The sequence below is a fragment of the Shinella kummerowiae genome, assembly GCF_009827055.1.
In the GTDB taxonomy this organism is placed as follows: Bacteria; Pseudomonadota; Alphaproteobacteria; order Rhizobiales; family Rhizobiaceae; genus Shinella; species Shinella kummerowiae.
Genome location: NZ_WUMK01000004.1, coordinates 272586 through 298190 on the forward strand (window position 1 = coordinate 272586; position 25605 = coordinate 298190).

Annotated in this window: 24 protein-coding genes and 5 tRNA genes; 16 read left to right on the plus strand and 13 right to left on the minus strand. The window is 62.9% G+C overall.

Annotation, left to right across the window (positions count from 1 at the left end; genetic code table 11):
* Nucleotides 1-2: 2 nt before the first annotated feature.
* Genes GR138_RS12210 through uvrA form a run of 3 tightly spaced genes read right to left on the minus strand, consistent with a single transcriptional unit; the run spans nt 3 to nt 4401 of the window.
* Nucleotides 3-815, minus strand: a complete 813-nt coding sequence (locus GR138_RS12210) for a DUF72 domain-containing protein (protein WP_160859529.1) — start codon at nt 813-815, stop codon at nt 3-5.
* Nucleotides 816-852: 37 nt separating this feature from the next.
* Nucleotides 853-1476, minus strand: coding sequence for a glutathione S-transferase family protein (locus tag GR138_RS12215; protein ID WP_160859530.1), 624 nt, complete (start codon nt 1474-1476; stop codon nt 853-855).
* Nucleotides 1477-1482: 6 nt separating this feature from the next.
* Entirely contained in the window at nt 1483-4401 is a 2919-nt protein-coding gene (gene uvrA / locus GR138_RS12220) for an excinuclease ABC subunit UvrA (protein WP_160859531.1), read from the minus strand.
* 289 nt (nt 4402-4690) lie between these two features.
* On the opposite strand from uvrA, the gene GR138_RS12225 reads away from it, so the two are divergent.
* The 11 genes from GR138_RS12225 to GR138_RS12275 all read left to right on the plus strand — a co-directional run bounded on the left by GR138_RS12225 (nt 4691) and on the right by GR138_RS12275 (nt 14218).
* Nucleotides 4691-5206: a single-stranded DNA-binding protein gene (locus GR138_RS12225; protein WP_160859532.1), complete on the plus strand. Its 516-nt coding sequence runs from the start codon at nt 4691-4693 to the stop codon at nt 5204-5206.
* A gap of 81 nt (nt 5207-5287) precedes the next feature.
* Nucleotides 5288-5695, plus strand: coding sequence for a cupin domain-containing protein (locus tag GR138_RS12230; RefSeq protein ID WP_160859533.1), 408 nt, complete (start codon nt 5288-5290; stop codon nt 5693-5695).
* 177 nt (nt 5696-5872) lie between these two features.
* Nucleotides 5873-6088 carry a hypothetical protein gene (locus GR138_RS12235; protein WP_160859534.1) on the plus strand — a complete coding sequence of 72 codons (216 nt, stop codon included), beginning with the start codon at nt 5873-5875 and terminating at the stop codon, nt 6086-6088.
* Between the two features lie 228 nt (nt 6089-6316).
* Complete coding sequence (locus GR138_RS30800) at nt 6317-7333, plus strand: septal ring lytic transglycosylase RlpA family protein (RefSeq protein ID WP_338091079.1); 1017 nt, start codon at nt 6317-6319, stop codon at nt 7331-7333.
* Nucleotides 7334-7403: 70 nt separating this feature from the next.
* A complete protein-coding gene (locus GR138_RS12245) occupies nt 7404-8567 on the plus strand; it encodes a D-alanyl-D-alanine carboxypeptidase family protein (protein ID WP_160859535.1) in 1164 nt (387 codons plus the stop codon).
* Nucleotides 8568-8687: 120 nt separating this feature from the next.
* On the plus strand, nt 8688-9371 hold the full coding sequence (gene tmk / locus GR138_RS12250; RefSeq protein WP_160859536.1) for a dTMP kinase: 684 nt from the start codon (nt 8688-8690) through the stop codon (nt 9369-9371).
* Entirely contained in the window at nt 9368-10399 is a 1032-nt protein-coding gene (locus tag GR138_RS12255; RefSeq protein ID WP_160859537.1) for a DNA polymerase III subunit delta', read from the plus strand. Before tmk ends, GR138_RS12255 begins: the two co-directional genes overlap by 4 nt.
* 68 nt (nt 10400-10467) lie before the next feature.
* Complete coding sequence (locus tag GR138_RS12260) at nt 10468-10926, plus strand: hypothetical protein (protein WP_160859538.1); 459 nt, start codon at nt 10468-10470, stop codon at nt 10924-10926.
* 124 nt (nt 10927-11050) lie between these two features.
* Nucleotides 11051-12601 (plus strand): methionine--tRNA ligase, encoded by a 1551-nt coding sequence (gene metG, locus GR138_RS12265; protein ID WP_160859539.1) that lies wholly within the window; start codon nt 11051-11053, stop codon nt 12599-12601.
* Between the two features lie 7 nt (nt 12602-12608).
* Nucleotides 12609-13388 carry a TatD family hydrolase gene (locus GR138_RS12270; RefSeq protein WP_160859540.1) on the plus strand — a complete coding sequence of 260 codons (780 nt, stop codon included), beginning with the start codon at nt 12609-12611 and terminating at the stop codon, nt 13386-13388.
* 2 nt (nt 13389-13390) lie between these two features.
* Nucleotides 13391-14218 carry an MBL fold metallo-hydrolase gene (locus tag GR138_RS12275; protein ID WP_160859541.1) on the plus strand — a complete coding sequence of 276 codons (828 nt, stop codon included), beginning with the start codon at nt 13391-13393 and terminating at the stop codon, nt 14216-14218.
* Here GR138_RS12275 and GR138_RS12280 read toward each other — a convergent pair.
* The 6 genes from GR138_RS12280 to GR138_RS12305 form a co-directional block, all read right to left on the minus strand.
* Nucleotides 14206-15150 carry a phosphoribosylaminoimidazolesuccinocarboxamide synthase gene (locus GR138_RS12280; protein WP_160859807.1) on the minus strand — a complete coding sequence of 315 codons (945 nt, stop codon included), beginning with the start codon at nt 15148-15150 and terminating at the stop codon, nt 14206-14208. The genes GR138_RS12275 and GR138_RS12280 overlap by 13 nt on opposite strands.
* 560 nt (nt 15151-15710) lie before the next feature.
* Nucleotides 15711-15787: transfer RNA gene (locus tag GR138_RS12285), tRNA-Arg, on the minus strand.
* Between the two features lie 22 nt (nt 15788-15809).
* A complete protein-coding gene (locus GR138_RS12290) occupies nt 15810-16115 on the minus strand; it encodes an ETC complex I subunit (RefSeq protein WP_069058865.1) in 306 nt (101 codons plus the stop codon).
* Between the two features lie 129 nt (nt 16116-16244).
* Nucleotides 16245-16321: transfer RNA gene (locus GR138_RS12295), tRNA-Pro, on the minus strand.
* A gap of 117 nt (nt 16322-16438) precedes the next feature.
* Nucleotides 16439-16936, minus strand: coding sequence for a DUF192 domain-containing protein (locus GR138_RS12300; protein WP_160859542.1), 498 nt, complete (start codon nt 16934-16936; stop codon nt 16439-16441).
* Nucleotides 16936-17514 (minus strand): cold-shock protein, encoded by a 579-nt coding sequence (locus GR138_RS12305; protein ID WP_160859543.1) that lies wholly within the window; start codon nt 17512-17514, stop codon nt 16936-16938. The genes GR138_RS12300 and GR138_RS12305 overlap by 1 nt, the downstream gene beginning before the upstream one ends.
* 195 nt (nt 17515-17709) lie before the next feature.
* Here GR138_RS12305 and GR138_RS12310 point away from each other — a divergent pair, with 195 nt between their 5' ends.
* The 5 genes from GR138_RS12310 (at nt 17710) to GR138_RS12330 (ending at nt 20444) form a co-directional block, all read left to right on the plus strand.
* Entirely contained in the window at nt 17710-18150 is a 441-nt protein-coding gene (locus GR138_RS12310) for a VOC family protein (protein WP_160859544.1), read from the plus strand.
* 332 nt (nt 18151-18482) lie between these two features.
* A complete protein-coding gene (locus tag GR138_RS12315) occupies nt 18483-19808 on the plus strand; it encodes a YcbK family protein (protein WP_246200412.1) in 1326 nt (441 codons plus the stop codon).
* Between the two features lie 141 nt (nt 19809-19949).
* Nucleotides 19950-20024: transfer RNA gene (locus tag GR138_RS12320), tRNA-Glu, on the plus strand.
* 131 nt (nt 20025-20155) lie between these two features.
* Nucleotides 20156-20230, plus strand: a tRNA-Glu gene (locus tag GR138_RS12325).
* 139 nt (nt 20231-20369) lie between these two features.
* Nucleotides 20370-20444 (plus strand) — tRNA-Glu (locus GR138_RS12330).
* Nucleotides 20445-20469: 25 nt separating this feature from the next.
* Here the strand turns inward: GR138_RS12330 and recJ are convergent.
* The 4 genes from recJ to GR138_RS12350 all read right to left on the minus strand — a co-directional run bounded on the left by recJ (nt 20470) and on the right by GR138_RS12350 (nt 25574).
* Complete coding sequence (gene recJ, locus GR138_RS12335; RefSeq protein ID WP_160859545.1) at nt 20470-22272, minus strand: single-stranded-DNA-specific exonuclease RecJ; 1803 nt, start codon at nt 22270-22272, stop codon at nt 20470-20472.
* 187 nt (nt 22273-22459) lie between these two features.
* Entirely contained in the window at nt 22460-23782 is a 1323-nt protein-coding gene (locus tag GR138_RS12340) for a homoserine dehydrogenase (protein ID WP_160859546.1), read from the minus strand.
* Nucleotides 23783-23840: 58 nt separating this feature from the next.
* Nucleotides 23841-25058, minus strand: coding sequence for an LL-diaminopimelate aminotransferase (locus tag GR138_RS12345; protein ID WP_160859547.1), 1218 nt, complete (start codon nt 25056-25058; stop codon nt 23841-23843).
* 174 nt (nt 25059-25232) lie between these two features.
* Nucleotides 25233-25574, minus strand: coding sequence for an SHOCT domain-containing protein (locus GR138_RS12350; protein ID WP_160859548.1), 342 nt, complete (start codon nt 25572-25574; stop codon nt 25233-25235).
* Nucleotides 25575-25605 lie beyond the last annotated feature (31 nt).

The window sequence follows — 25605 nt, forward strand, 5'->3', positions numbered from 1 at the left end:
CGTCAGGCCCGCGGCTGGGTGCGCTTCTGCAACTCACGCGCACCGTTCGGCGCATTCACCTTGCCGGAGGTGATGAAGAAGGCGAAGACGTCGCGCGCCTTTTTCGCCGGCTTCGTCTCAGGGTCGATCTTCGGCAGGTCCGACGGTTCGCCACCGCCCGCCCAGTCCTTCAGCCGTGCCGCCCATTCGTCCAGCGCCTTGGGCGGGTAGCAGGTCGGAACGTCGTCGGAGCCCTTCTGCAGACGCGCATAGACGAAATCCGCCGTCACGTCGGCGATCTCGGGATAGTCCTCATGCTGGGCGTAGACGATCGCGGCGTTGTATTTGCGGACGAGGGCCGCGAATTCCGGCACGAGGAACGTGTCGTTGCGCACTTCCAAAGCATGTTTCAGCGTCAGGCCGTCCAGTTTTTCCGGCAGCAGCTTCAGAAAACCCTCGAAATCCTCCGGTTCGAATTTCTTGGTCGGCGGAAACTGCCAGAGGATCGGGCCGAGATGATCGCCGAGTTCGGTCAAACCCTGCGTCAGGAATTTTTCGACCGATTCCCCGCCATCGGCCAGGACCTTGCGGTTGGTGGTAAACCGGCTTGCCTTCAACGAGAAGATAAACCCGTCCGGCACTTCGGAGGCCCATTTGGCGAAGGTCTCCGGCTTCTGCGAGCCGTAATAGGTGCCGTTGACCTCGATTGCCGCCAGCTCGCGGCTGGCAAATTCGAGCTGGCGCTTCTTCGTCAGTTTCTCCGGATAGAAGGTGCCTTCCCACGGATCGAAGGTCCAGCCGCCGATGCCGGTTCTGATGGTGCCGGATGTGCTCATGTCTTGCTCTCCTCGACAGACAGGATGGCGGCGCGGTTCACGCCGGCGCGATGAAGGGTTGCGAAATCTCCCGGAACACCGGCAGGGCCTCCATGCCGGCGCAGTGCGCGACGAGCGCCGGATAGGCCACAGGATTGATGAGCCCCGGATGCGCCTCGCTGACATGCCGCCAGGCGCAGGCGACCGCGATGTCCGCATGGGTGATCCGGCCGAACCAGAAATCTCCCGGCCGCCCGGCGCGTTCCGCATCGAGCGCGGTCAGCACCGTGCCGATCTGCGACCGGCAGCGTTCGACGAAATAGTCCGATGGCGTCTGATGCAGATGCAACTCGTAGAACAGGCTGACGCCTTTGTCGGCGACGCCGGTGGCAAAGGTCATGACCTTCAGCGCCTGCCGCCGCTCCGGTTCGGCCTGTGGCAGCAAGCGTGTTTCCGCCGGAACCAGGCCGTCGATATAGTCGAGGATCGAATGGCTGTCGGCCACGACATCACCGTCATCCAGCACCAGCGTCGGCACCCGCATCAGCGGATTGAGCGCCTGCACCTTCTCGCCGTCGCTGAACACCGACCAGGGCCGGTGCTCGAACGGCAGGTCATAGAGCCGCATGGCAATCGCCACACGGCGTACATAGGACGAGTCGTACTGGCCGATCAGGATCATAAAAACCTACTCCGCCGCCACCCGCTTCATCGGACGACGCTCCAGCAGTTCCTTCAGGAAATGGCCGGTATAGGAGCGCTCCACCTTGACGATGTCCTCCGGTGTGCCTTCCGCAATCACCTCGCCACCGCCGTCACCACCTTCGGGGCCGAAATCGATGACCCAGTCGGCCGTCTTGATGACCTCGAGATTGTGCTCGATGACCACGACGGAATTGCCCTGGTTGACGAGTTCGTGCAGCACTTCCAGCAGTTTTGCCACGTCATGGAAGTGCAGGCCGGTCGTCGGCTCGTCGAGGATATAGAGCGTGCGGCCGGTCGAGCGTTTCGACAGCTCCTTGGCGAGCTTGACGCGCTGCGCCTCGCCGCCCGACAGCGTATTGGCCTGCTGGCCGACCTTGATATAGCCGAGGCCGACCTGGTTCAGCGTCACCAGCTTGTCGCGCACCGCCGGCACGGCGGCGAAGAACTCGACGCCTTCCTCCACCGTCATGTCCAGGACGTCGGCGATCGACTTGCCCTTGAAGGTGACGTCGAGCGTCTCGCGGTTGTAGCGTTTGCCGTGGCAGACGTCGCAGGTGACGTAGACGTCAGGCAGGAAGTGCATCTCGATCTTGATGACGCCGTCGCCCTGGCAGGCCTCGCAGCGACCGCCCTTGACGTTAAAGGAGAAGCGGCCCGGCTGGTAGCCGCGTGCCTTCGCCTCCGGCAGGCCGGAAAACCAGTCGCGGATCGGCGTGAAGGCGCCGGTATAGGTGGCGGGGTTCGAGCGCGGCGTGCGGCCGATCGGCGACTGGTCGATGTCGATGACCTTGTCGATGAATTCGAAACCGTCGATGCGCTCGTGCTCGGCGGGAATTTCGCGCGCGCCCATGATGCGCCGCGCCGCCGACTTGTAGAGCGTCTCGATCAGGAAGGTCGACTTGCCGCCGCCGGACACGCCGGTGACCGCCGTGAAGACGCCGAGCGGGATGGCCGCCGTGACGTTCTTCAGATTGTTGGCCCGGGCGCCGACGACCTTGATTTCCTTTTTCTTCTTCGGCTTGCGGCGCTCGCCCGGAATGGCGACCGAAAGCTCGCCGGAAAGATATTTGCCGGTCAGCGACGCCGGATTGGCGATGACCTGCTCGGGCGAGCCCTGCGCAATCACCTCGCCGCCGTGGATGCCGGCGGCAGGGCCGATATCGACGACATAATCCGCCGTCAGGATGGCGTCCTCGTCATGCTCGACGACGATCACCGTGTTGCCGATGTCGCGCAGATGCCGCAGCGTATCGAGCAGGCGGGCATTGTCGCGCTGGTGCAGGCCGATCGACGGCTCGTCGAGCACATAAAGCACGCCCGTCAGACCCGAGCCGATCTGCGAGGCAAGCCGGATGCGCTGGCTTTCGCCACCCGACAGCGTGCCGGAATTGCGCGACAGCGAGAGATATTCCAGGCCGACATCGTTGAGGAAGCGCAGGCGCTCGCGGATTTCCTTGAGGATGCGGACGGCGATCTCGTTCTGCTTGGTGTTGAGATGCTCCGGCAGCGCCTCGAACCAGTCGCGGGCGACACGGATCGACATGGCCGTCGTCTCGCCGATATGCAGCTTGTTGATCTTCACCGCCAGCGCCTCGGGCTTCAGCCGGTAGCCGGCGCAGGCCGGGCAGGGGGCGGCCGACATGTAGCGCTCGATCTCCTCGCGCGACCAGGCGCTGTCCGTCTCCTTCCAGCGGCGCTCAAGGTTCGGCACGATGCCCTCGAAGGTTTTCACCGTCTTGTAGGAGCGCGCGCCGTCCTTGTAGTTGAACTCGATCTTTTCCTTCGTGCCGTTGAGGATGGCGTCCTGCGCATCCTCAGACAGTTCCGACCAGCGGTTGGAAAGCTTGAAGCCGTAGGCGGCGCCCAGCGCTTCAAGCGTCTGGTTGTAGTAGGGCGACGAGGACTTTGCCCAGGGCGCGATGGCGCCGTCGCGCAGCGTGCGCTCGGTTTCCGGCACGATGAGGTCCGGATCGATCTTCTGCTGGCTGCCAAGGCCGTCGCAGGTCGGGCAGGCGCCGAAGGGGTTGTTAAACGAGAACAGGCGCGGTTCGATTTCCGAGATCGTGAAGCCGGAGACCGGGCAGGCGAACTTTTCGGAGAACAGCACGCGCTCATGCGTTTCGTTGAGCGATTTGTTGGCCGATCCGCCGGCCGACGTTTCCTCGACCGGCAGCGGTTTATCGGCAAACTCGGCAATCGCCAGGCCGTCTGCGAGTTTCAGGCAGGTTTCGAGGCTGTCCGCCAGGCGCGAGGCGAGATCCGACCGCACGACGACGCGGTCGACCACCACGTCGATGTCATGTTTGTACTTCTTGTCGAGCGCCGGCACATCGGCGATCTCGTAGAACTGGCCGTCCACCTTGACGCGCTGGAAGCCCTTCTTCATCAGCTCGGCGAGTTCCTTCTTGTACTCGCCCTTGCGGCCGCGCACGATGGGCGCGAGGATGTAGAGGCGCGTGCCTTCGCCGAAATCGATGACGCGATCGACCATCTGGCTGACCGTCTGGCTCTCGATCGGCAGGCCCGTCGCCGGCGAATAGGGCACGCCGACACGCGCGAACAGCAGGCGCATGTAGTCGTAGATTTCGGTGACCGTGCCGACGGTCGAGCGCGGGTTCTTCGAGGTCGTCTTCTGCTCGATGGAAATGGCCGGCGACAGGCCGTCGATCTGGTCGACATCCGGCTTCTGCATCATTTCGAGGAACTGGCGCGCATAGGCCGAGAGGCTCTCGACATAGCGGCGCTGGCCCTCGGCATAGATCGTGTCGAAGGCAAGCGACGATTTACCGGACCCAGAAAGCCCGGTCATGACGATCAGCTTGTTGCGGGGCAGGTCGAGATCGATGCCCTTGAGATTGTGTTCGCGGGCGCCGCGAATGGAAATTGTCTTGAGTTCGCTCATGATACCCAGCGTCAGAAGTTCTTGCGCATGCGATTGAGGGGTTTGCCCCTATGTAGGAACTGGTTGGGGCGTGTCCATGCGCGGTCGCAGGAATCCGTGCCCGTTTCCGATTCGGTTGACAAGAGTGTAGGGAATTATTAGAACAAAAAAAGAACGAATTTTCGCAATTGATCTGTGGATTGTAGTCCCATGGGGCGGCGCTGGCGCGTGGCAGCCGATAAGATGCCGCATTCATGATGTGAAATGAAGTCGGGCGTCAGAGTCCGGCGCGACAACGGGATGTATGGGTATGGCTGGAAGCGTCAACAAGGTGATCTTGATCGGGAATGTCGGTGCGGACCCGGAAATCCGCCGCACGCAGGACGGTCGGCCGATCGCCAACCTGCGCATCGCGACCTCTGAAACCTGGCGCGACCGCAACAGCGGCGAACGCAAAGAAAAGACGGAATGGCACAATGTCGTCGTCTTCAACGAGGGCCTGTGCAAGGTCGTCGAACAATATGTGAAGAAGGGCGCCAAGCTCTATATCGAGGGCGCGCTGCAGACCCGCAAGTGGCAGGACCAGACCGGCAACGACCGCTATTCGACGGAAGTGGTGCTGCAGGGCTTCAACTCGACGCTGACCATGCTCGACGGTCGCGGTGAAGGCGGCGGCGATCGTCGTGGCGGCAATGATTTCGGCGGTGCGCCGAATTACGACGATTACGGCTCGCGTCCGTCCTCGGGTGGCGGAAGCAGCGGCGGCAGCAGCCGTTCCGGTGGATCGCCGCTGTCGCGCGACATGGATGACGACATCCCGTTCTGAGGACGACGGACCGACCGGCTTTCATGCCGGCCGATATTCGACGCGCCTCCGGCCGGGTACTGCTGGTAGAGGAGGCGCGTCATGAACGACGAAAAGACGGCCACAGATGTGCTTTTCCTGCGGCCGGGCGAGGGGCGAACCTATCCGCTTGGTGCCATGACGGCGGTTTTCAAGGCGGATCATGGCGAGACCGGGAGCGCCTACAGCGTTTCCGAATGGTGGCTTGAGCCGCACACGACGGGTCCGGGGGCCCATTCCCACAGCGAAAATGTCGAACTCTTCTATGTGATTGCCGGTGTCGCCAGTATTTTGGCCGGCGATCAGTGGCTTGATGCGCCGTCCGGTAGTTTCGTTCGGATCCCGGCCAATGTCATGCATGATTTCGAGAACCGCACGGACCAGCGTGTCGGCCTGCTCAACGTTTTCCTGCCGGGCGGGTTCGAGGAAAACATGCCGGCGATCACCAAATGGTTCGCTGACAATCCCTGATGGCGGGCCTGACGATAGGCTCATCAACGTGTCGATGTACCGGAAACACACATGTAAGCCGGCGAAACGAAAGCGGTGCGGCAACTTTTCCCGACTTGTTGCTGACGCATTCCAAGCCTAAGATTCTTGCATACCCGGAAGCAATAGCACCGGCCTATGTGAAAAGGGGAGGATGCAATGGACGTGCTTCGAGACCCCACGCATATCGGCATGTTCGAGCCGCAGGACCTGGATGTTCTCCAGGGCGTTTTCACACGATTGACGGCAAGCAAAAGCCCTGCCTTTGACGAAGCCCGGGCCCGTTCGCTCGCGCGCTCGATCATCACGCTGTATCGGCATGGCGTGCGAGACCCCGAGCAGATTTTCGACGTGCTACAAATCCCGTCGTCCTGACGCCGCAATCGGTATCACCAGTCTCCATCAAGCGCTCGCCCGGCCAAGGCGGGCGCTTAACCATATGGAAACCATAAATCGAACAAGCTCTCTCCCAGCGTTGCATCCATTCGCAATTTTGCCATCTTATTGGCATGATTAACGGACTGTTATTTACTGAGTGGCATTGACGGCCGACTTGCAGGGGCAAGGCAGGTTGGCTGGCACACCGTCGGGGACAATAGCGGCGTGGGACATAAAACTTTCGAGAAGAATGCGATCCGGTTCGGCAAGGGCTTGAGATTGCTGGCTATTCCTCTGGTCTGCGCGAGCCTCGCCGCCTGCGCGACGACGACATCCGCGCCGAAGAAGAAGGTGCGCAGCAAGGAATTCTTTTCTGAATCCGAATATGGCGTGAAGGCGAGCCCGCGCGTCGTGGAAGAAGGCCAATCCGTGCCGAAAGGTGGCGGCCGCTACCAGCTTGGCAAGGCCTACCAGGTCCGCGGCAAGTGGTACAAGCCGAAGGAAGAGCCGGGATACAGCAAGACCGGTCTCGCCTCCTGGTACGGTTCGGCGTTCCATGGCCGCAGGACGGCGAATGGCGAAGTCTACGACAAGTACCATCTCTCCGCCGCACATCCGACCTTTCCGCTGCCGAGCTATGCGCGTGTCACCAATATGGAGAACGGCACGTCGGTCGTCGTGCGCGTCAACGATCGCGGCCCGTTCCATGAAGGCCGCGTGATCGACGTCTCCTCGAAAACCGCCGACCTGCTCGACATGAAGCGCACCGGCACGGCCAAGGTGCGTGTGCAATATGTCGGCAAGGCGCCGCTCGAGGGCAACGACATGCCCTATCTCATGGCCTCCTACGTCACCAAGGGCTCGCGCGTCCCGGCGGTCGATCCGGGCGGCCAGATCGCGACGGGCGTCATGGTGGCATCGGCCGACAGCCGCGCGCTGCCCGGCGTCGCTGCGGACGAAAACATCCTGACCGTGCCCGACAAGAGCACGATGACGGCGCTCGCCAAGACGGCGCCGGAAGCCGACGCCTTCCAGGTGATGGAGCAGTTCGTCATGCTGCCGGCAATCGGCCCGTTGCCGATCGAACGGCCGAATTTCGTGCCGCAGCTTTCGGCCGAGCCGAGCTATGCGGCAGCCTATGCCGACGAGCGCGTGCGTGATGCCGCCGGCGCCTTCGATGCCATCCTGACGATCGACGGCCAGTTGACGCCGCTGTCCGCATTTGCCGACAACGCGGGCTGATCGCCCGCGTTCCCAAAGCCGTTTGCGCAATGCGGTCGGCTGTGGGAGTGTGACGACATCCGGAGTCGCCATGCATCGCCGCCTTTTCGCCTTCCTCATTGTCCTTCTCACCGTCTCTGGCGTCGCCCACGCCCAGTCCGCCGCGCCGCAAGCCGGTTTCGACGTCAAGGCGAAGCAGGTCTACCTCATCGAGGCGGAGACCGGCACGGTGTTGTTTGCCCGGGCCGAGGACGAAACCGTCCCGGCGGCCTCGCTTGCCAAGCTGATGACCATGGCGACGGTCTTCAAGGCGCTGGCCGGCGGCGACATCACGCTCGACACGCAATATCCCGTCACCGAACATGCCTGGCGCACCGGCGGCGCGCCCTCGCGCACCTCCACCATGTTCGCCGCCCTGAAATCGAATGTGCGCGTCGAGGATCTGGTCCGCGGCGTCATCGTTCAGTTCGCCAATGACGCCTGCATCATCCTCGGCGAGGGTATTGCCGGATCGGAGCCCGCCTTTGCCGAAAGAATGACGGAGGAGGCGCGGGCGCTGGGCCTGCAAAAATCCGCTTTCGCCAATGCCACCGGCCTGCCAAACCCCGCAAACAAGGTGACGATGCGCGAGATGGTGCAACTCGCCCGGCATCTGCAGACGACCTATCCCGATTACATGCGCTACTATCTCGAGCCGGAATTCGAGTGGAACAAGATCAAGCAGCGCAACCGCAACCCGCTTCTGGCCCTCAATATCGGCGTGACCGGTTTCGTCACCGGCTTTTCGGAGGAGGGCGGCTATTCCATCGTCGCAGCGGTCAATCGCGACGGCAAACACCTCGTGCTCGCCATGGGCGGCATGGAAAACGACAAGGCCCGGATCGAGGAAACCCGCCGCATCATCGAGTGGGCGCTCTCCTCCTTCGAGCGCCGCACGCTCTTCAGAGAGGGCGAGGCAATTGCCGATGCCAGCGTCTATGGCGGCGACGCGTCCAGCGTGCCGCTGGTCGCCGGCGAGCAGGTGGATGTGTTCCTGCCGAAGGACAATTCGCAAAAGCTCGTCGCGCGCGTCGTCTATACGTGGCCGGTGCGCGCGCCGGTCGAACCGGGCAAGGCGATCGGCACCCTGAAAATCTGGAACGACAAACAGTTGTTGCGCGAGGTTCCGGTGGAGACGGCCGGCTCGGTCGGTGTCGGCGCCCTGCGCTCGCGCGCGCTCGATGCGCTGATCGAACTGTTCTTCTTCTGGATTTGACGGGGCGGGCGAGGGTGAAAAGCGTTTCGCCGGCCGGAAACATCGGTTAGTAGTGGTCCGACTCGTCCCGGCCCCGCCGGGTAACGCCGCTCTGACGGCCATTGGTAACGGAAACAGGATTTGTCGGCCGCACCCGGTTTGTTTGTCACGTTCGAAGGCGGCGAGGGCGCCGGAAAGTCGACGCAGATCCGACTTCTGGCCGAGGCGTTGCGGGCACGCGGCCTGACCGTGCTGATGACACGCGAGCCCGGCGGCTCGAAGGGCGCGGAAGCCGTGCGGCACGTTCTCCTGTCCGGCGCGGCCGAGCCCTACGGTATCCGCATGGAAGCGATCCTCTTTGCCGCCGCCCGCAATGATCATGTCGAGCAGGTCATCCGCCCGGCGCTCTCAGCGGGCACCGTCGTGCTCTGTGATCGCTTCATGGATTCGTCCCGCGTCTACCAGGGCATTACCGGCAACCTGGAACAGCCGTTCATCGCAGCCCTGGAGCGCGTGGCGGTCAACGGCGTCGTGCCGGACTGTACCATCATCTTCGACCTGCCGGCCGCCATCGGCCTGGAGCGCGCCCGCAAGCGCAGCGCCGGGCCGGACGAACAACCGGACCGCTTCGAGAAAGAAGAGCTGGAAACGCACGAGAAGCGCCGCGAGGCCTTTCTCGACATTGCCGAGCGCGAACCGCTGCGCTGCCGCGTGGTCGACGCGACGCAGACGCAGGAGGCGATCGCCGACCAGGTGCTCGCCATCGCCGAGCCGCTGCTGCCGATCAACGCGCATGACCGACACGACCCGGAGCCTATCTCGTGAGCGACGATCGTCCCGGCATCCTCGACGGCGCGGTGCATCCTGCCGAGCAGACACGGTTTTTCGGCCATGCCGCGGCGGAGCAGTTCCTGGCGCGCTCCTACCGGTCCGGCAAGGGCCACCACGCCATCCTGATCGAGGGGCCGGAAGGCATTGGCAAGGCGACGCTCGCCTTTCGCTTCGCCAACCATGTGCTGCACCATCCCGAACCGGCCGAGGCGCCGGAAACGATGGCCGACCCATCGCCCGGGTCTGCGATCACCCGCCAGCTCGTGGCCGGCGCCTCGCACAATCTGTTGCACCTCACCCGGCCGGTCGACGAGAAAACCGGCAAGGTGAAGTCCGCCATCACCGTGGACGAGGTGCGCAAGGCCGGAAAATTCCTGGCGCAGACGTCCGGCACGGGCAATTGGCGCATCGTCATCATCGATCCCGCCGACGACCTCAACCGCAACGCCGCCAATGCCATCCTCAAAATCCTCGAAGAGCCGCCGAAGCGTTCGCTCTTCCTTGTTCTGACCCACGCGCCGGGCAAGCTGCTGCCGACCATCCGCTCGCGCTGCCTGCCGCTTGCGCTGTCGCCGCTGTCGGAAACCGATCTCGCCGCCGCACTCGACAGCCTCGGCGCCGCCCCGTCCGGCCCGCGTGCGGCAGACGTGCTCTCGGCAGCCCATGGCAGCGTCTCGGAGGCGCTGAAGCTGGTGAACTACGGCGGCTTCGATATTGTCGAAGCCTTCCGCACCATCGTCGATGCTGTAGCCGAGCCGCCACGCCGCGACGTGCACAAGCTCGCCGACGTGCTCTCGGCCAAGGACAGCGACACGGTCTTCTCGTTCTTCTGCCAGCACGTCACGGATTTCGTGACCGACAGCGCCCGCAACGCCGCGCTGTCCGGCAACATCGCTCGTGCCGATCGTCTCGCCCACCTTTCCTCGCAGCTTGGCGAACGCATCACCGTCGCGCAGGCCTACAATCTCGACCGGAAGCAGACGATCATCAGCGTGCTCGACGATATCCGGGCTTCGCTCTAGACGCTTGCGCCACAGTTCCGGCTCAGTCGGTTGCAACCTTTCTTCCGTATTCCGGGATGGGGATGTTCATGCCGACGAGGGTGTTCTCTTGCGCTGTTTTTGCAGTGTTACTTTCTGCGACGGCTGCCGTCGCCGACAGCAGGAACGGCGTTTCGTTTGCCGTCCAGGCGGCCATCCTGCCGGACGACGGTGAGCCGGTTGCTGGTGCTGCCACATGCACCCTTGGCAAGGATTGCGAGATTTTCACGCGGGAACAGCATAACTTTGACCTTTCCCTCAAAGTGCACGAAGGCAGTTCCCGATGCCTCTCGAGCGAAATAACCCTGCGCTGCGCATCGGGCGATTGCTCGTTTGGCACTGGCTATTCCAGGCAGACGTTCGGTAGCGAGCGAAGCCTGGACTTCTATGAGGGCAGCGATGGCAATGAACTCGTCCTCAGACGAAGGACGAAGATCGGTAGTATCCTCCTGATCCTTCCTGAATTCGGCCCGATATGCACGCCGTTAATACACGTCATCAAAGGGTAGGGCGATCGCGTTCCAGGCGCGGAGACAAGGCGCGAACACGACGAGAGGGAAACTTGCTGTTTCCCTCCGCGCCCGCATGGTCTAATACCTTGCGGCATTGCACAAACGAAGACAGATACGCCCCATGACCGACACATCCCGCTTCTACATCACGACCGCCATTTCCTACCCGAACGGCAAGCCGCATATCGGCCATGCCTACGAGCTGATCGCGACGGATGCCATGGCGCGCTACCAGCGGCTCGACGGGCGCGACGTCTTCTTCCTGACGGGCACGGACGAACACGGCCAGAAGATGCAGCAGACGGCACGCAAGGAGGGTATTTCCCCGCGTGAATTGGCCGATCGGAATTCGAAAGAATTCAAGGATATGGCCGTTCTTCTTAATGCGTCGAACGATGATTTCATCCGCACGACCGAAGACCGCCACTACGAGGCCTGCGCCGAAATCTGGCGCCGCATGGAAGCCAATGGCGATATCTACAAGGGCGGTTACGCCGGCTGGTATTCGGTGCGTGACGAGGCCTATTACCAGGAAAACGAGACCGAGAAGCGCGATGACGGCGTGCGCTACGGACCGCAGGGCACGCCTGTCGAGTGGGTGGAGGAGGAGAGCTACTTCTTCCGCCTGTCGGACTACCAGGACAAGCTGCTGAAGCACTACGAGGACAATCCGGACTTCATCGGCCCGACCGAGCGCCGCAACGAGGTGATCTCTTTCGTCAAGTCCGGCCTCAAGGACCTGTCGGTCTCGCGCACGACCTTCGATTGGGGCATTCCTGTCCCGGACGATCCTGCACATGTCATGTATGTCTGGGTCGACGCGCTGACGAACTACATCACCGCCACCGGTTACCTCACCGACCCGGAAGGCCCGCGGGCAAAATACTGGCCGGCGAACATCCATATCATCGGCAAGGACATCATCCGCTTCCACGCCGTCTACTGGCCGGCCTTCCTGATGTCGGCCGGCGTGCCTCTGCCGGAGCGCGTCTTCGCCCACGGCTTCCTGCTCAACAAGGGCGAGAAGATGTCGAAGTCGCTCGGCAACGTCGTCGATCCGGTCAACCTGGTGAACCATTTCGGCCTCGATCCGATCCGCTATTTCTTCCTGCGCGAAGTCTCCTTCGGCCAGGACGGCAGCTATAGCGAGGAGGGGATCGCGACCCGCATCAATTCCGACCTCGCCAACGGCATCGGCAACCTCGCCAGCCGCTCGCTGTCGATGATCGTCAAGAACTGCGACGGCAAGGTGCCGGAGTGCGGCGAGCTTTCCGACGCCGACCGTGCGATGCTCGATTCCGTCGATGCGCTGCATGCGGTGACGCGCGAGGAAATGGGCAAGCAGCAGATCCACAAGGCGCTGACGGCAATCATCGCCGTCGTGTCGGAGGCGGACCGCTACTTCGCCGGCGAGGCGCCGTGGGCGCTGAAGAAGACCGATCCGGTGCGCATGGGCACCGTGCTTTATGTCACGGCCGAAGTCGTGCGCCAGATCGCGATCCTGCTGCAGCCCTTCGTGCCCAAGTCCGGCCGCAAACTGCTCGATCTCGTGGCGGCCCCCGTCGACAAGCGCGATTTTGCAGCCCTTGGCGCGGCTGGCCGTCTTGTCAGCGGCACGCCGCTGGAGGCCCCGACGCCGGTCTTCCCGCGTTACGTCCCGCCAGAGGCTTAAAAGCGCAATGCTGATCGACACCCATTGCCATCTGGATTTTCCCGACTTCGAAGCGGAGCGCGACGACATCGTCGCGCGCGCGCACGCGGCCGGCGTGAAGCAGATGATCACCATCTCGACGCGAGTGAAGAAGTTTCCGACGATCCTGGCGATCGCCGAAAAATACCCGTCGGTGTTCTGCTCGGTCGGCACACATCCGCACAATGCGGATGAGGAACTGGATATTCCGGTCTCGGAACTGGTTGCACTGTCGCAGCATCCCCGCGTCGTGGCGATCGGCGAGGCGGGTCTCGACTATTTTTACGACAATGCGCCGCGAGACGCCCAGCAGATCGGCCTCGTCAACCACATTGCCACGGCCCGCGAAACCGGTCTGCCGCTCGTCATCCACAGCCGCTCGGCGGATGAGGACATGGCGGCGATCCTGACGGCGGAAACAGGGAAGGGGGCCTTCCCCTTCCTGCTGCATTGTTTCTCCTCCGGTCCGGAGATTGCCCGCGTCGGTGTCGAACTCGGCGGTTACGTCTCCTTCTCCGGCATCCTGACTTTCCCGAAATCGGAGGAATTGCGCGAGATCGCGAAAACCGTGCCGCTGGAGCGCATGCTGGTCGAGACCGACGCGCCCTATCTCGCGCCAAAACCGTTCCGGGGCAAGCGCAACGAGCCGGCCTATGTGGCGCACACGGCCGCGGTGCTCGCCGAGACCGTCGGCGTCAGCGTGGACGAGATCGCCCGCATCACCACGGAAAACGCCTTCCGCATCTTCTCGAAGATGCCGCGGGTGTAGGCGTGGCCACCGTCCGGCGCTTCACCATTCTCGGCTGCGGCTCATCACCCGGCGTGCCGCGCATTACCGGTGACTGGGGTGCCTGCGACCCGGCCAATCCGAAGAACCGCCGCACCCGCGCTGCCTTTCTCGTCGAGCAAATCGGCCCCGACGGCACGACGACCGTCGTCATCGATACCGGCCCGGATTTCCGCGTTCAGATGATCGCCGCGGGCGTGCAGAACATCGACGCGGTGCTGTTTTCCCATCCTCACGCCGACCATATTCACGGTATCGACGATATCCGCGGGTTCGTGCTGCACAATCACAAGCAGATTCCGATCTGGGCCGATGTGGCGACCATGGAGCGCATCCGCGAAGGCTTCGGCTATTGCCTGAAGACGCCGCCCGGCAGCATGTATCCGCCGATCGTGACGGAGAACCTGATCGAGCCGATGGATGCACCGGTGACGATCGAAGGGGCAGGGGGCTCCATTACCTTCCAACCCCTCCTCCAGGTGCACGGCTCGATCCATTCGCTCGGCTTCCGCATCGGCAATGTGGCCTATTGCAGCGATATCAGTGACTTCCCGGACGACACGGTGCCACGTCTTGCGGGCCTCGACATGCTGATCATCGACGCCCTGCAGTACCGCTACCATTCGAGCCATCTGTCGCTCAGCCAGGCGCTGGACTGGATCGAGCGGTTGAAACCGGCACGCGCGATCCTGACCCACATGCATGTGCCGCTCGACTACGACACCGTGCAAAAGGAAACGCCGGCCCATGTCGAGCCGGCGTATGATGGTCTGAGCTTCGAAATAACGCTCGCCGACGATCAGGCGAAATAGGGCGCCAGATTCGTGCGGATGCGGTCGAGAACCGTGTCGCCGGAAAGATCCGGCACAAAGGTCTTTCCGGTAATCTGTTCAAAGGCCTGGATGTAGACCTTCGACGTCTGCTCGACGAGATCGCGCGGGATTTCCGGGATCGGATCCTTGTAGGGATCGCAGCGCTCGGTGACCCAGGCGCGCACGAAATCCTTGTCGAAGCTTGCCGGACGGCCACCCGTGGCGAAACTTTCCTCATAGCTGTCGGCGATCCAGTAGCGGCTCGAATCCGGCGTGTGGATCTCGTCGGCCAGCACGATACGGCCGTCCTTGTCCGTGCCGAATTCGTATTTGGTGTCGACGAGGATCAGCCCGCGTTCCGCTGCGCGCGCCTGTCCGCGCGCAAAGAGTGCCAAGGCATAGCGCGACACCGTTTCCCATTGCTCGGCCGTCAGCAGGCCCTGGGCAAGGATTTCTTCGCCGGACAGCGGCTCGTCATGGCCGCCGTCGAACGCCTTGCTGGTGGGCGTGATGATCGGCTCGGGCAGTTTTTCGTTGTCCTTGAGGCCATCCGGCAGCGTGATGCCATACATCTGGCGCTCGCCCTTGCGGTACTTCGTCAGGATCGACGTGCTGGTCGTGCCGGCAAGATAACCACGCACGACGATCTCGACCGGCAAGATGTCCAGCCGCGTGCCGATGACGACGTTCGGGTCCGGATAGGACAGCACATGGTTCGGGCAGATATCGGCGGTTTCCTCGAACCAGTAGCGCGCCGTCTGCGTCAGAACCTGGCCCTTGAAGGGAATGGCCGTCAGAATGACATCGAAGGCGCTCAGCCGGTCTGTCGCGATGATGATGCGGCTGCCATCCGGCAGGTCGTAATTCTCACGGACCTTGCCGTTGTAGCGGTTCGGCAGTTCCGGGATATGGGCGTCGGAGAGAATGCGCAAATCGCTCATCGTCGCTGGCTTTCACTGTTGGTTCCGTCTGCCGTTCCGCTTAAGGCCGCGGGCGGTTCGGGGTCAAGGATGAAACCCGATTTCCAGCATTTTCAGGCTTCACGTCCACCAGTCAGTTCCATAATCTATCTTATGTGATCATTGTTATAATCGTGAGATGGGTTCAAGTTTGAAATGTCCAGACCCTGCAACGCCGGAATGCCACTCTCCCCGACTTTGGTGACGTGCGTGCGCCCGTTAAAGATCGAAAGTCTGTGGGCAAGTTCCAGCGACACGTTGAACCAATCAACCGGACGCCACAGGATCAGTCGATCGGCGAACGGATGATCGAACAGAGGGAGACGACGCATTGAAGGTTCGAGCGATTGCCGCTGTTATCTGTCTCGCCATCGTGGGACTGACACTCTCGGGCTGTGCAGGCCGCTCCTGCCGCGATTGGCCAGGGACATGCATCATTCAGTGATGCCGGACCTGGCGTTCCATGGGCTGCGCGAGACATTGGGACGCCCGCGCCCAGCGATCCAGCAAACACCCTAAGCACTTGAAAAGATTGGCGACCCCTGCAGGGCTCGAACCTGCGACATTCTGCTTAGAAGGCAGATGCTCTATCCAGCTGAGCTAAGGGGCCGGAACCGGCAAGGCCGGAAACCTCAATGGGTCCAGGGCTGTGTGCGGCTGAAGCGGAAATTGTCCGGGTAGGCAACGCGCTTGCGGGTCGCTTCCTTGGGCTCGATCACGCGGTATTCGATACCATTGCGCGTCGCGTAAGCCACCGCCTCTTCGCTGGTCTCGAAGGTCAGCTTGACCTGCTGGTACATGTCGCCGGAGCTCGTATAGCCCATGATCGGATCGATCGTCCGCGGCTTTTCGGCGTCGAACTCCAGAACCCAGAGGTTGGTCTTGGCCTTGCCGGACTGCATGGCGGTCTTGGCGGGACGATAGATCTTCGCGGTCATCGAAGCGGCTCCAGAATTCTCGCATAAAGGCGCACCGTTATGCCGGCGCGCGTCCGAGAATGCATAACCCAGATTCCGTGAAGGGGGAATGACCGGAAGAGCATTTGGCATCGAAACGCCCGCCGGACGTGGTCGGAGTGGAGAGATTCGAACTCCCGACCCTCTGGTCCCAAACCAGATGCGCTACCAGACTGCGCTACACTCCGTCCGTCCCGGCGATGGGGAGATACACGCATCGGCCCTGCGCCGCAACAGCAAAAGGCGGCTTGTCCCGGATTTTACAGCGAAACTGCCGTCTCGACGACAGGTCGCCGCCAAGGGCCCTATTGCGCCTTGCGCTGGGATTCGATCAGTTCGCTCTGCACGCGGTTGCCAGCGCGAATACCGAGGCGCTTCACGGTGCCGCCGTTCAGTTCCAGCACGTAGTCGATCGGCCCCTGCGAATCGATGATCGATTCGGACAGCGGCTCGGCATTTTCCTTGATGGCGCGCACCTTGCCGTCCTTGGCGATGAACAGCATGTCGAGCGGCAGATAGGTGTTCTTCATCCACATGAAGACCTGCCGCGTTTCACCGAACGCGAAAAGCATGCCGTGATCCGGCGCCATTTCGCGGCGGTTCATCAACCCCTGCTCCCGCTGGCGCGGCGTCACAGCGAGTTCCACCGTAAAGGCATGGCTTTTGCCATCCTTGGTGACGATCGCCAGCGGCTGCTTGTCGAAGGTTTCGGCGGCACAGGCCGCAAGCGGCATGAAGAGAACAACGGCCAGCAAGGCGCCGGGCAGGCGCGCCAAACCGAAAGCGCGCGCAAAAACCGTCATCAGTGCGCCCTGTTGCCGGGAGCCGGATTGTCGGGGTGAATTTCGGCAGCCATCAGGCCCTTGTCGCCGTCACCGAAGCGCACCAGAACCACCTGCCCCGGCCGCAGCTCGGTCAGACCGAATCGGCGCAGCGTCTCCATATGGATGAAGATGTCCTCGGTGCCCTCACCCCGTGTCAGGAAGCCGAACCCCTTGGTGCGGTTGAACCATTTCACCAGCACGCGCTCCAGCCCGCTCGACGGCGTGACCTGCACATGGGTCTTGACCGGCGGCATCTGCGAGGGATGCACGGCCGTCGACTGGTCCATGGAAAGGATGCGGAAGGCCTGGTAACCGCGGTCGCGCTTCTGGATCAGCGCCACGACGCGCGTGCCTTCCAGAACCGTCTGGTAGCCATCGCGGCGGAGGCAGGTGACATGCACAAGCACGTCCTGCATGCCGTTGTCCGGCACGATGAAGCCGAACCCCTTGGCGACGTCGAACCATTTGATGACGCCGGTGATCTCGATCAGATCGACAGCGTCATTGCTCTGGTCATCACGGCCCGTGATTTCCTTTGAAGACACTCTGTCCACCATGACCTGCCAGCCCCTCGTTTACGCGTCACATGAGTTACGGTTAACTGATTCTTGATAACCAGAATAACATTGTCCCGATGCGAATGCGCAAGCCCCTTTGAAAGTTTTGCCGGTCGTATTGGTAGGCCGCGAGGCTTGCCTCAGGCTGACAAAACCCTAATCTTCCGGGCGATTCCACATTCTAAGGATTTTCCAATGCGTTATCTCCACACGATGGTCCGCGTGAAAGACGTCGACCAGTCCCTGCATTTCTACTGCACCCTGTTCGGTCTCGTGGAAGTGCGCCGTTATGAGAATGAAAAGGGCCGCTTCACCCTGATCTTCCTGGCCGCCCCCGAGGATGTCGATGCCGCGCGGGAAAACGCCGCCCCCTGCCTCGAACTCACCTACAACTGGGACACCGAGGACTATGCCGGCGGGCGCAATTTCGGCCACCTCGCCTACGAGGTCGACGATATCTATGCGATCTGCCAGAACCTGATGGACAACGGCGTCACGATCAACCGCCCGCCGCGGGATGGCCACATGGCCTTCGTGCGCTCGCCGGACGGCATTTCCATCGAAATCCTGCAGAGGGGCGAGAACCTGGCGCCCGCGGAGCCCTGGGCCTCCATGGGCAATACCGGCGCCTGGTAAGGCCCCGCGCGGGACGCAAGCTCCGGGCAAAGCTTGCGTCCTATATTGTATGACAAGACCATTGTTTCGCCGTATTTGACCGGAATTTTCTTGCCGTTCCGGTCGATCGCCAGTGAGAGGGGTGTTTGGCCGATTCGGAGCCGGATGCTTCCCGTTCTGTGTTTTACGGCTTCGCGCGCTTCGACCTTTACACACCCGGTCGAAACGCTAACATCGCGGCAACCGCAACTTGGCCCATCGGGCTGTTCTCGCTTGCGGTTGCGACTGTTTGAAGACATGGCCCGACCGGCGGCAAGACCGAGGGCACGAACGTCGAATGCGGGGGAAAGCCTTTGCAAGATTTGCAGGGAAAGTGGTCAGGCCTGAAGGCGCTGCGGTATGGATTGCTGCTGGCCGTTTCGGTTGCCACGCTTTCGGGCTGCGTTTCCGCGGCCTCCACGGATATGCGCGCCGATAACAAGGCGGCGCAGGAAAGCGAAGATTCCGTCGGCGAAGGCAGCACCGAAGAGACCACAACGCCGGTCATCGCCGCTGGTGCGGCGGCTGGCGGGGCAACGCAGGATGCCTCCGTCACGGCCGATGCCGGCGCGACGGTGCAGCAGACCACAGGCGAAGCCGGCAGCGACATGGCTGGGCTCGTCATGCAGCCCACCTCGCTGAATGCCGGCAAGGTCAGCATCTATTCCAATGGCAACCAGGCGACGCCCACCAGCAATGCCTATGCGACCACGCAGACGACCGGCGCGAATGGCACCATCAACAGCCTCTATGCCGGTTCGGGCGCAGCACAGACCGCCGACCAGTCCGGGCGGCTGCCGGTAGAGGACATGCCGACGACCGATTCGTCCACGCAGCAGCCGGTCGCCACCCTCGGCGATGAAAAGGCCGAAGTCACGCTGCCGGAAACCGTGCCGATCCCGAAGACGGCGCGCACCGCGCTCGTCGCGGAAGCAGCCGCCGGCAATGCCGCGGACCTCGCGCTTGCAGCCCCGGCGGATGACGGCGCTGTCGCCGCCCTGCCGGAAACGGGCACACAGACCAAGGACCAGCCGCGCAAGACCGTGACGCTCGCCTCCCTCTTCGCCAACAAGCGCGAAGCCAAGGAGCAGTTCGACGGCGAACGGTTTGCCGTGCAGCCGCGCCGCGTCATCAGCCGCGACAGCGCTAATGCCACGCAGAAGGCCTCGCTCGGCACGCTTCCGGGCGTTACCACGGCCAACGCGCTGTTTTCGACGGACCACTCGGAATCCGAAGAGGTCGAGGACGACGCACCGCAGTTCAAGGAAGTCGCCTCGCTTGCCGGCCTTGCGCGCCTCGCGCCGAATGGCCTGTGGCTGCAGACCGAAAAGGTGCAGACCGGCTGTTTCAAGCCGGAACTGCTGCAGGTGCTGAAGACCATCGAGAAGCATTATGACAAGCCGATCATCGTCACCTCCGGCCTGCGCGACCTGAAGCGCAACCGGGCCAAGCAGTCGCTGCACACACGCTGCGAGGCGGCGGATATCCAGATCGCCGGTGTCAGCAAATGGGAGCTTGCGGAATATCTGCGCACCATGCCCGGCCGTGGCGGCGTCGGCACCTATTGCCATACCGAATCCGTGCATATCGACATCGGTACGGAACGCGACTGGAACTGGCGCTGCCGCCGACGCAAATAGGGTCTGCGGCCTAACCGCCTGCGATACCTGCGTTTTCACCCCTTCAAAGCCGCCCTCCGGGCGGCTTTTCATTTTTTTGTCACAACGGCTTTTTCCCGCTTGCGGAAGGCAAAACCTCCTTCTATAAGACGCCCACCGCACGCGCCCTTCGTCTATCGGTTAGGACGTCAGATTTTCATTCTGAAAAGAGGGGTTCGACTCCCCTAGGGCGTGCCACGGTTCCCTCCCCTTTCCATCTCTATCCCGATCCGCCTGAAACCTCTGTTTCGGCTGTGAAAAAGTTGCGTCGAACGCTATTTTTCGTCTTGCACATTCAGCCGGTCCTGATTAGAAAACGCCCACCGCACGCGCCCTTCGTCTATCGGTTAGGACGTCAGATTTTCATTCTGAAAAGAGGGGTTCGACTCCCCTAGGGCGTGCCACGGTTCCCTCGCAAAATCGATGATGACGCCCTCGCCCCGCGCGAATTCCGTGTTTGAGCCCGCCGTGGAAAAAATAGAAAATTCCTGCATTTAGGGCTTGCACGAATCCGCCCGCCCGACTAGAAGACGCCCACCGCACGCGCCCTTCGTCTATCGGTTAGGACGTCAGATTTTCATTCTGAAAAGAGGGGTTCGACTCCCCTAGGGCGTGCCACGGTTCCCTCCCCTTAGACTACCGTTCAGAACGCCTTCGCAGCATCGAGCACGCGAAACTGCATGCGCCGGCTGCCCTGCCAGCTATCGGCGGAAAGCGTGCCCGCAAGATGCACCGCCTGGCCGCGTTCCTTCATCAGGAAGAGGCCGAGATCGGCTTCGGCGGCACGGAACGCCATGGCATCCAGGCGACCGCCATCGGGGCCTTCCAGACCGATGCGCAGGTGATTGACGCCGACCGGGCGCACATCGCGCACGCGGTGCGCCGGTAGCGCGAAAATCGGCTGCGGGTGGCCGGAGCCATAGGGGCCGGCCTGTTCGAGCTGGTCGGCGAGCGCCAGCGTCGCGCCGCTTGCGCTCAGCGCGCCGTCGATCTTCAGCGTTTCCACGGCCACCAGGTCGCGCACGGCGCGTTCGGCGCGCTCCTCGAAGAAACTGCGCAGGCGGCCGAGATTGCTCCGCTCCACGGTCAGGCCGGCGGCCATGGCGTGGCCGCCGCCTTTCACGAGGATCCCCTCTTCCACGGCGGCGCGCACCATGCGGCCCATGTCGAAGCCGCTGATCGAGCGGCCGGAGCCGGTGCCCTTGCCCGATGGGTCGAAGGCGATGGCGAAGGCGGGGCGGCGGAACCGGTCCTTGAGACGCGAAGCGAGCAGGCCGACGACGCCGGGGTGCCAGCCCTCGCGAGCGGTGAGAATCACCGAGGCACCGTCACCCGTGCCATATTCCGCCTGCGCTTCGGCCTCCGCCTCGGCGAGCATCGCGGCCTCCATGGCCTGGCGCTCGCGATTGAGCTCGTCGAGCTGCTTGGTGATGCGCTCGGCCTCGCCCGGCTCGTCGATCGTCAGGAGCCGGCTGCCGAGCGCCGCATCGCCGATGCGCCCGCCGGCATTGATGCGTGGGCCGACGAGAAAACCGAGATGATAAGGCGTCACCGGCCCGCCGATACCCGCCTGCTTGAGAAGCGCCGTCAGCCCCGCATTGCCGAGATGACGCGCGGCGACCAGGCCCTTCACCACATAGGCACGGTTCAGGCCCTTGAGCGGCACCACGTCGCAGACCGTGGAAAGCGCCACGAGATCGAGCATGGAAAGAAGATCGAAGCCCGCGGCCCGCGTATCGCCGCGCGACCGCAAGAACCGCTGCAGGGCCACCAGCACGAGGAAGACGACACCGGCGGCGGAAAGATGCCCCTGCCCCGAAAGATCGTCCTCACGGTTCGGATTGACCAGCGCCAGCGCCGGCGGCAGGTCCTCGCCGACCTGGTGGTGGTCGAGAACGACGACGTCGATGCCGCGTTCGCGCGCCACGGCAAGCGATTCGTGGCTGGTCGAGCCACAATCGACGGTGACGATGAGCTGCGCGCCGCGCTCGATGAGCTGGGCGATGGCGTTGGGGTTGGGGCCGTAACCCTCGAAAATCCGGTCCGGGATGTAGATTTCCGCCTGAACGCCGAAATGCGCGAGGAAACGATAGAGAAGTGCGGAGGACGCGGCGCCATCGACGTCGTAGTCGCCGAAGATCGCCACCCGTTCCCCACGTTCGATGGCGCGTGCCAGCCGCTCCACCGCTGCTTCGCAATCCATCAGGCTGTAGGGCTCCGGCATCAGGCGCCGCAAGGTCGGGTCGAGGAATTCGAGCGCACCGTCGAACGACACGCCGCGGCCCGCCAGCACGCGGGAGATCAGGTCCGGCAGGCCGTGGCTCTGGCTCATCGCCAAGGCGCGGTTTTCCCCCGCCTGATCGAGCCGCGCCACCCAGCGCTGGCCGGTCGCCGAGCGCTCGACGCCGAGAAAGGCCCGGCTGACGGGATCTGCGTTTTCCAACATGCGTTTCGCTCCTGCCTCCAGACCGCTTAAAGTCCCAAAAACCTCTCCTTCGTCATGCTCGGGCTCGACCCGAGCATCCACAAACCGTCGAGAAGAATGGATCCTCGGCGCGAGGCCGAGGATGACGGCAGTGGGTGGGCAAGGCTTGTCGGCAACCTCATAGCATGCCGGACGGGAGAACGGGCAATCAGGCGGTCTTCGGGCGCTCGATGCGGATCACCTGCGGCTCGCCGACCAGATAGCCCTCGCTCTTGATGGAGGCGACGGCCTTGCGGACGGAATCCTCCATCGTCGCGTGCGTGACGAGGATGATCGTCTTCGGATCGGTCGATTCAGCACTTGCCTGCGCGCGCTGAACGATCGATTCGAGCGAGATGCCGTTTTCCGCCATGTGCTTGGCGATGCTGGCGAAGACACCGGTGCGGTCTTCCACCGACAGGCGAATGAAGTAGCCGCCGTGATGTTTGCGGATCTGTGCGCGCTTGTAGGGCGCCAGCGCTGCCGCCGGCCGGCCGAGAACCGGCACGGTCTGCGCGCCGGGGCGGCTCTTGGCGATGTCGGCGATGTCGCCGAGCACCGCCGAGGCCGTGGCATTGCCCCCCGCCCCCGGACCGACCATCAGCAATTCGCCGAGAATGTCCGATTCGATCGCCACCGCATTGGTCACGCCGTCGACCTGGGCGATGACTGAATCGAGCGGCACCATGGTCGGGTGCACGCGCTGTTCGACGCCGGTATCGGTCTTCTGCGCCACGCCGAGCAGCTTGATGCGGTAGCCGAGATCGGCGGCCGCACGGATGTCGTCGATCGAGATGTTGGTGATGCCTTCGAGATAGATGTCGTCGGCCGAGATCTTCGTGCCGAAGGCCAGCGTCGTCAGGATCGACAGTTTGTGCGCCGTGTCGTTGCCCTCGATGTCGAAGGCCGGATCGGCTTCGGCATAACCGAGGCGCTGGGCCTCCTTGAGGCAGGCCTCGAAGGACAGGCCTTCCTTCTCCATCTTGGTCAGGATGTAGTTGCAGGTGCCGTTCATGATGCCGTAGACGCGGGAAATCGTGTTGCCGGTGAGCGATTCCCGCAGCGCCTTGATGACCGGAATGCCGCCGGCGACGGCCGCCTCATAGTTGAGAATGCAACCGTTCTTTTCCGCGATGACGGCGAGTTCCACACCGTGCGCGGCCAGCAGCGCCTTGTTGGCCGTCACGACATGCACGCCGCGCGACAGCGCCGCCTTGACGGCCGAATAGGCCGGATCGCCCGCCCCGCCCATCAGTTCGACGAAAACGTCGATCTTCGCATCACGCGCCAGCGCAACCGCGTCATCGAACCATTCCGCCGAAGACAGATCGACGCCACGATCGCGGCCCTTGGTGCGCGCTGTGACCGCCACAATCTCGATCGGCCGGCCGCATGTCGTGGTGAGCATGTCCCTGCGTTCGACGAGAATCTTCGCGAGCGAGGCACCAACGGTACCCAAGCCCGCAATGCCGATCTTCAGGGCATCAGCCATGGTCATGTCCTATGTTTGGGAAGGAAACCCTCCGCGGGTCACGCGGAGGGTGGTTGTGTCAACGGTGGGCGTTCAGCGAGATGACGTTGTGCATCGTCTCGTCGGCCGTGGAGAGGAACTTCTTGATGTTGCGCGCCGCTTGGCGGATGCGGTGCTCGTTCTCGACCAGCGCGAGACGAACGTAGTCATCCCCCATCTCGCCGAAGCCGATGCCGGGTGCGACCGCGACATCCGCCTTCTCGACGAGCAGCTTGGAGAACTCCAGCGAACCGAGATGACGGAACTTTTCCGGGATTTTTGCCCAGGCGAACATGGTCGCTGCCGGCGGCGGAACCTCGAAGCCGGCCTTGCCGAACGCATCGACCATCACGTCGCGGCGGCGCTTGTAGATGTTGCGCACTTCCGCGATGTCCGAACCGTCGCCGTTCAGCGCATGCGTCGCCGCCACCTGGATCGGCGTAAAGGCGCCGTAGTCGAGATAGGACTTCACGCGCGTCAGGGCGGCGATCAGGCGCTCGTTGCCGACGGCAAAGCCCATGCGCCAGCCAGGCATGGAGAAGGTCTTCGACATGGAGGTGAATTCGACGGTGATGTCGATGGCGCCCGGCACTTCCAGCACCGACGGCGGCGGCGTGTCGTCGAAGTAGATTTCCGAATAGGCAAGGTCGGACAGAACGATGATGTCGTGCTTCTTCGCGAATGCCACGACGTCCTTGTAGAAATCGAGCGTCGCGACATGCGCCGTCGGGTTCGACGGGTAGTTGATGATCAGCGCCAGCGGCTTCGGGATCGAATGGCGCACCGCGCGCTCGAGCGGCGGGAAGAAGCTTTCGTCCGGCTCGACCGACATGGAACGGATCACGCCGCCGGCCATCAGGAAGCCGAAGGCGTGGATCGGATAGGTCGGGTTCGGGCACAGGATGACGTCGCCAGGCGCGGTGATCGCCTGCGCCATGTTGGCAAAACCTTCCTTGGAGCCCAGCGTCGCAACGACCTGGGTCTCCGGATTGAGCTTCACGCCAAAACGGCGGGCGTAATAGGCGGCCTGGGCGCGGCGCAGGCCCGGAATGCCCTTGGAGGAGGAGTAACGGTGCGTGCGCGGGTCCTGAACCACTTCGCACAGCTTGTCGACGATCGCCTTGGGCGTCGGCAGATCGGGGTTGCCCATGCCAAGGTCGATGATATCGGCACCACCCGCTCGCGCGCTTGCTTTCAAACGGTTGACCTGTTCGAAAACATACGGCGGCAGACGCCGGACCTTGTGAAACTCTTCCATTTTTAACCCCGTTGGGCGCGAAGCCCCTCCGGCGGCCCTGCCGGACGACGCAAAACTCCGCGCGAATCAAGTGATCGGTTACGGACAAAAGCGTTCAAAATGAAGGCGCTCCGCCCGGCCGACGGCCAAGTGGCCGTCATCCGCTTTGCTGCCAAACGGCAAGAAAGGCAAGTGTTAATTCTTGCCTTCGATCTGCGAAAGCGTCGCCTGGCCGTGACCGTCGCGCAATGCTTGCAATTCGGCGAGTTGGCGGCGGTATTCGGCGTCCGAAATCGCCCCCGAGCGGCGCCGTGCCGTCAGCGCCGTCAGGCGTGCGCTGTAGGTGGCGGCTTCCTCGTCGCTCATCTGCTGTGTTTCGGCGCTAACGATGGCGGTAATGTCCGGATAGGCGGCGGAACGGTCGGCGCCGGTATTGACCGTCGAGGCCGTCTCGGTCGTCGAAGCGCAGGAGGCGAAAACGACCGGCATGGCGGCCATGAGAAGGGCGGCGCTCAAGCGCCTGAATTCGAACGCCATGGGGACGTATGCTCCTGTCGAGACGACCGGT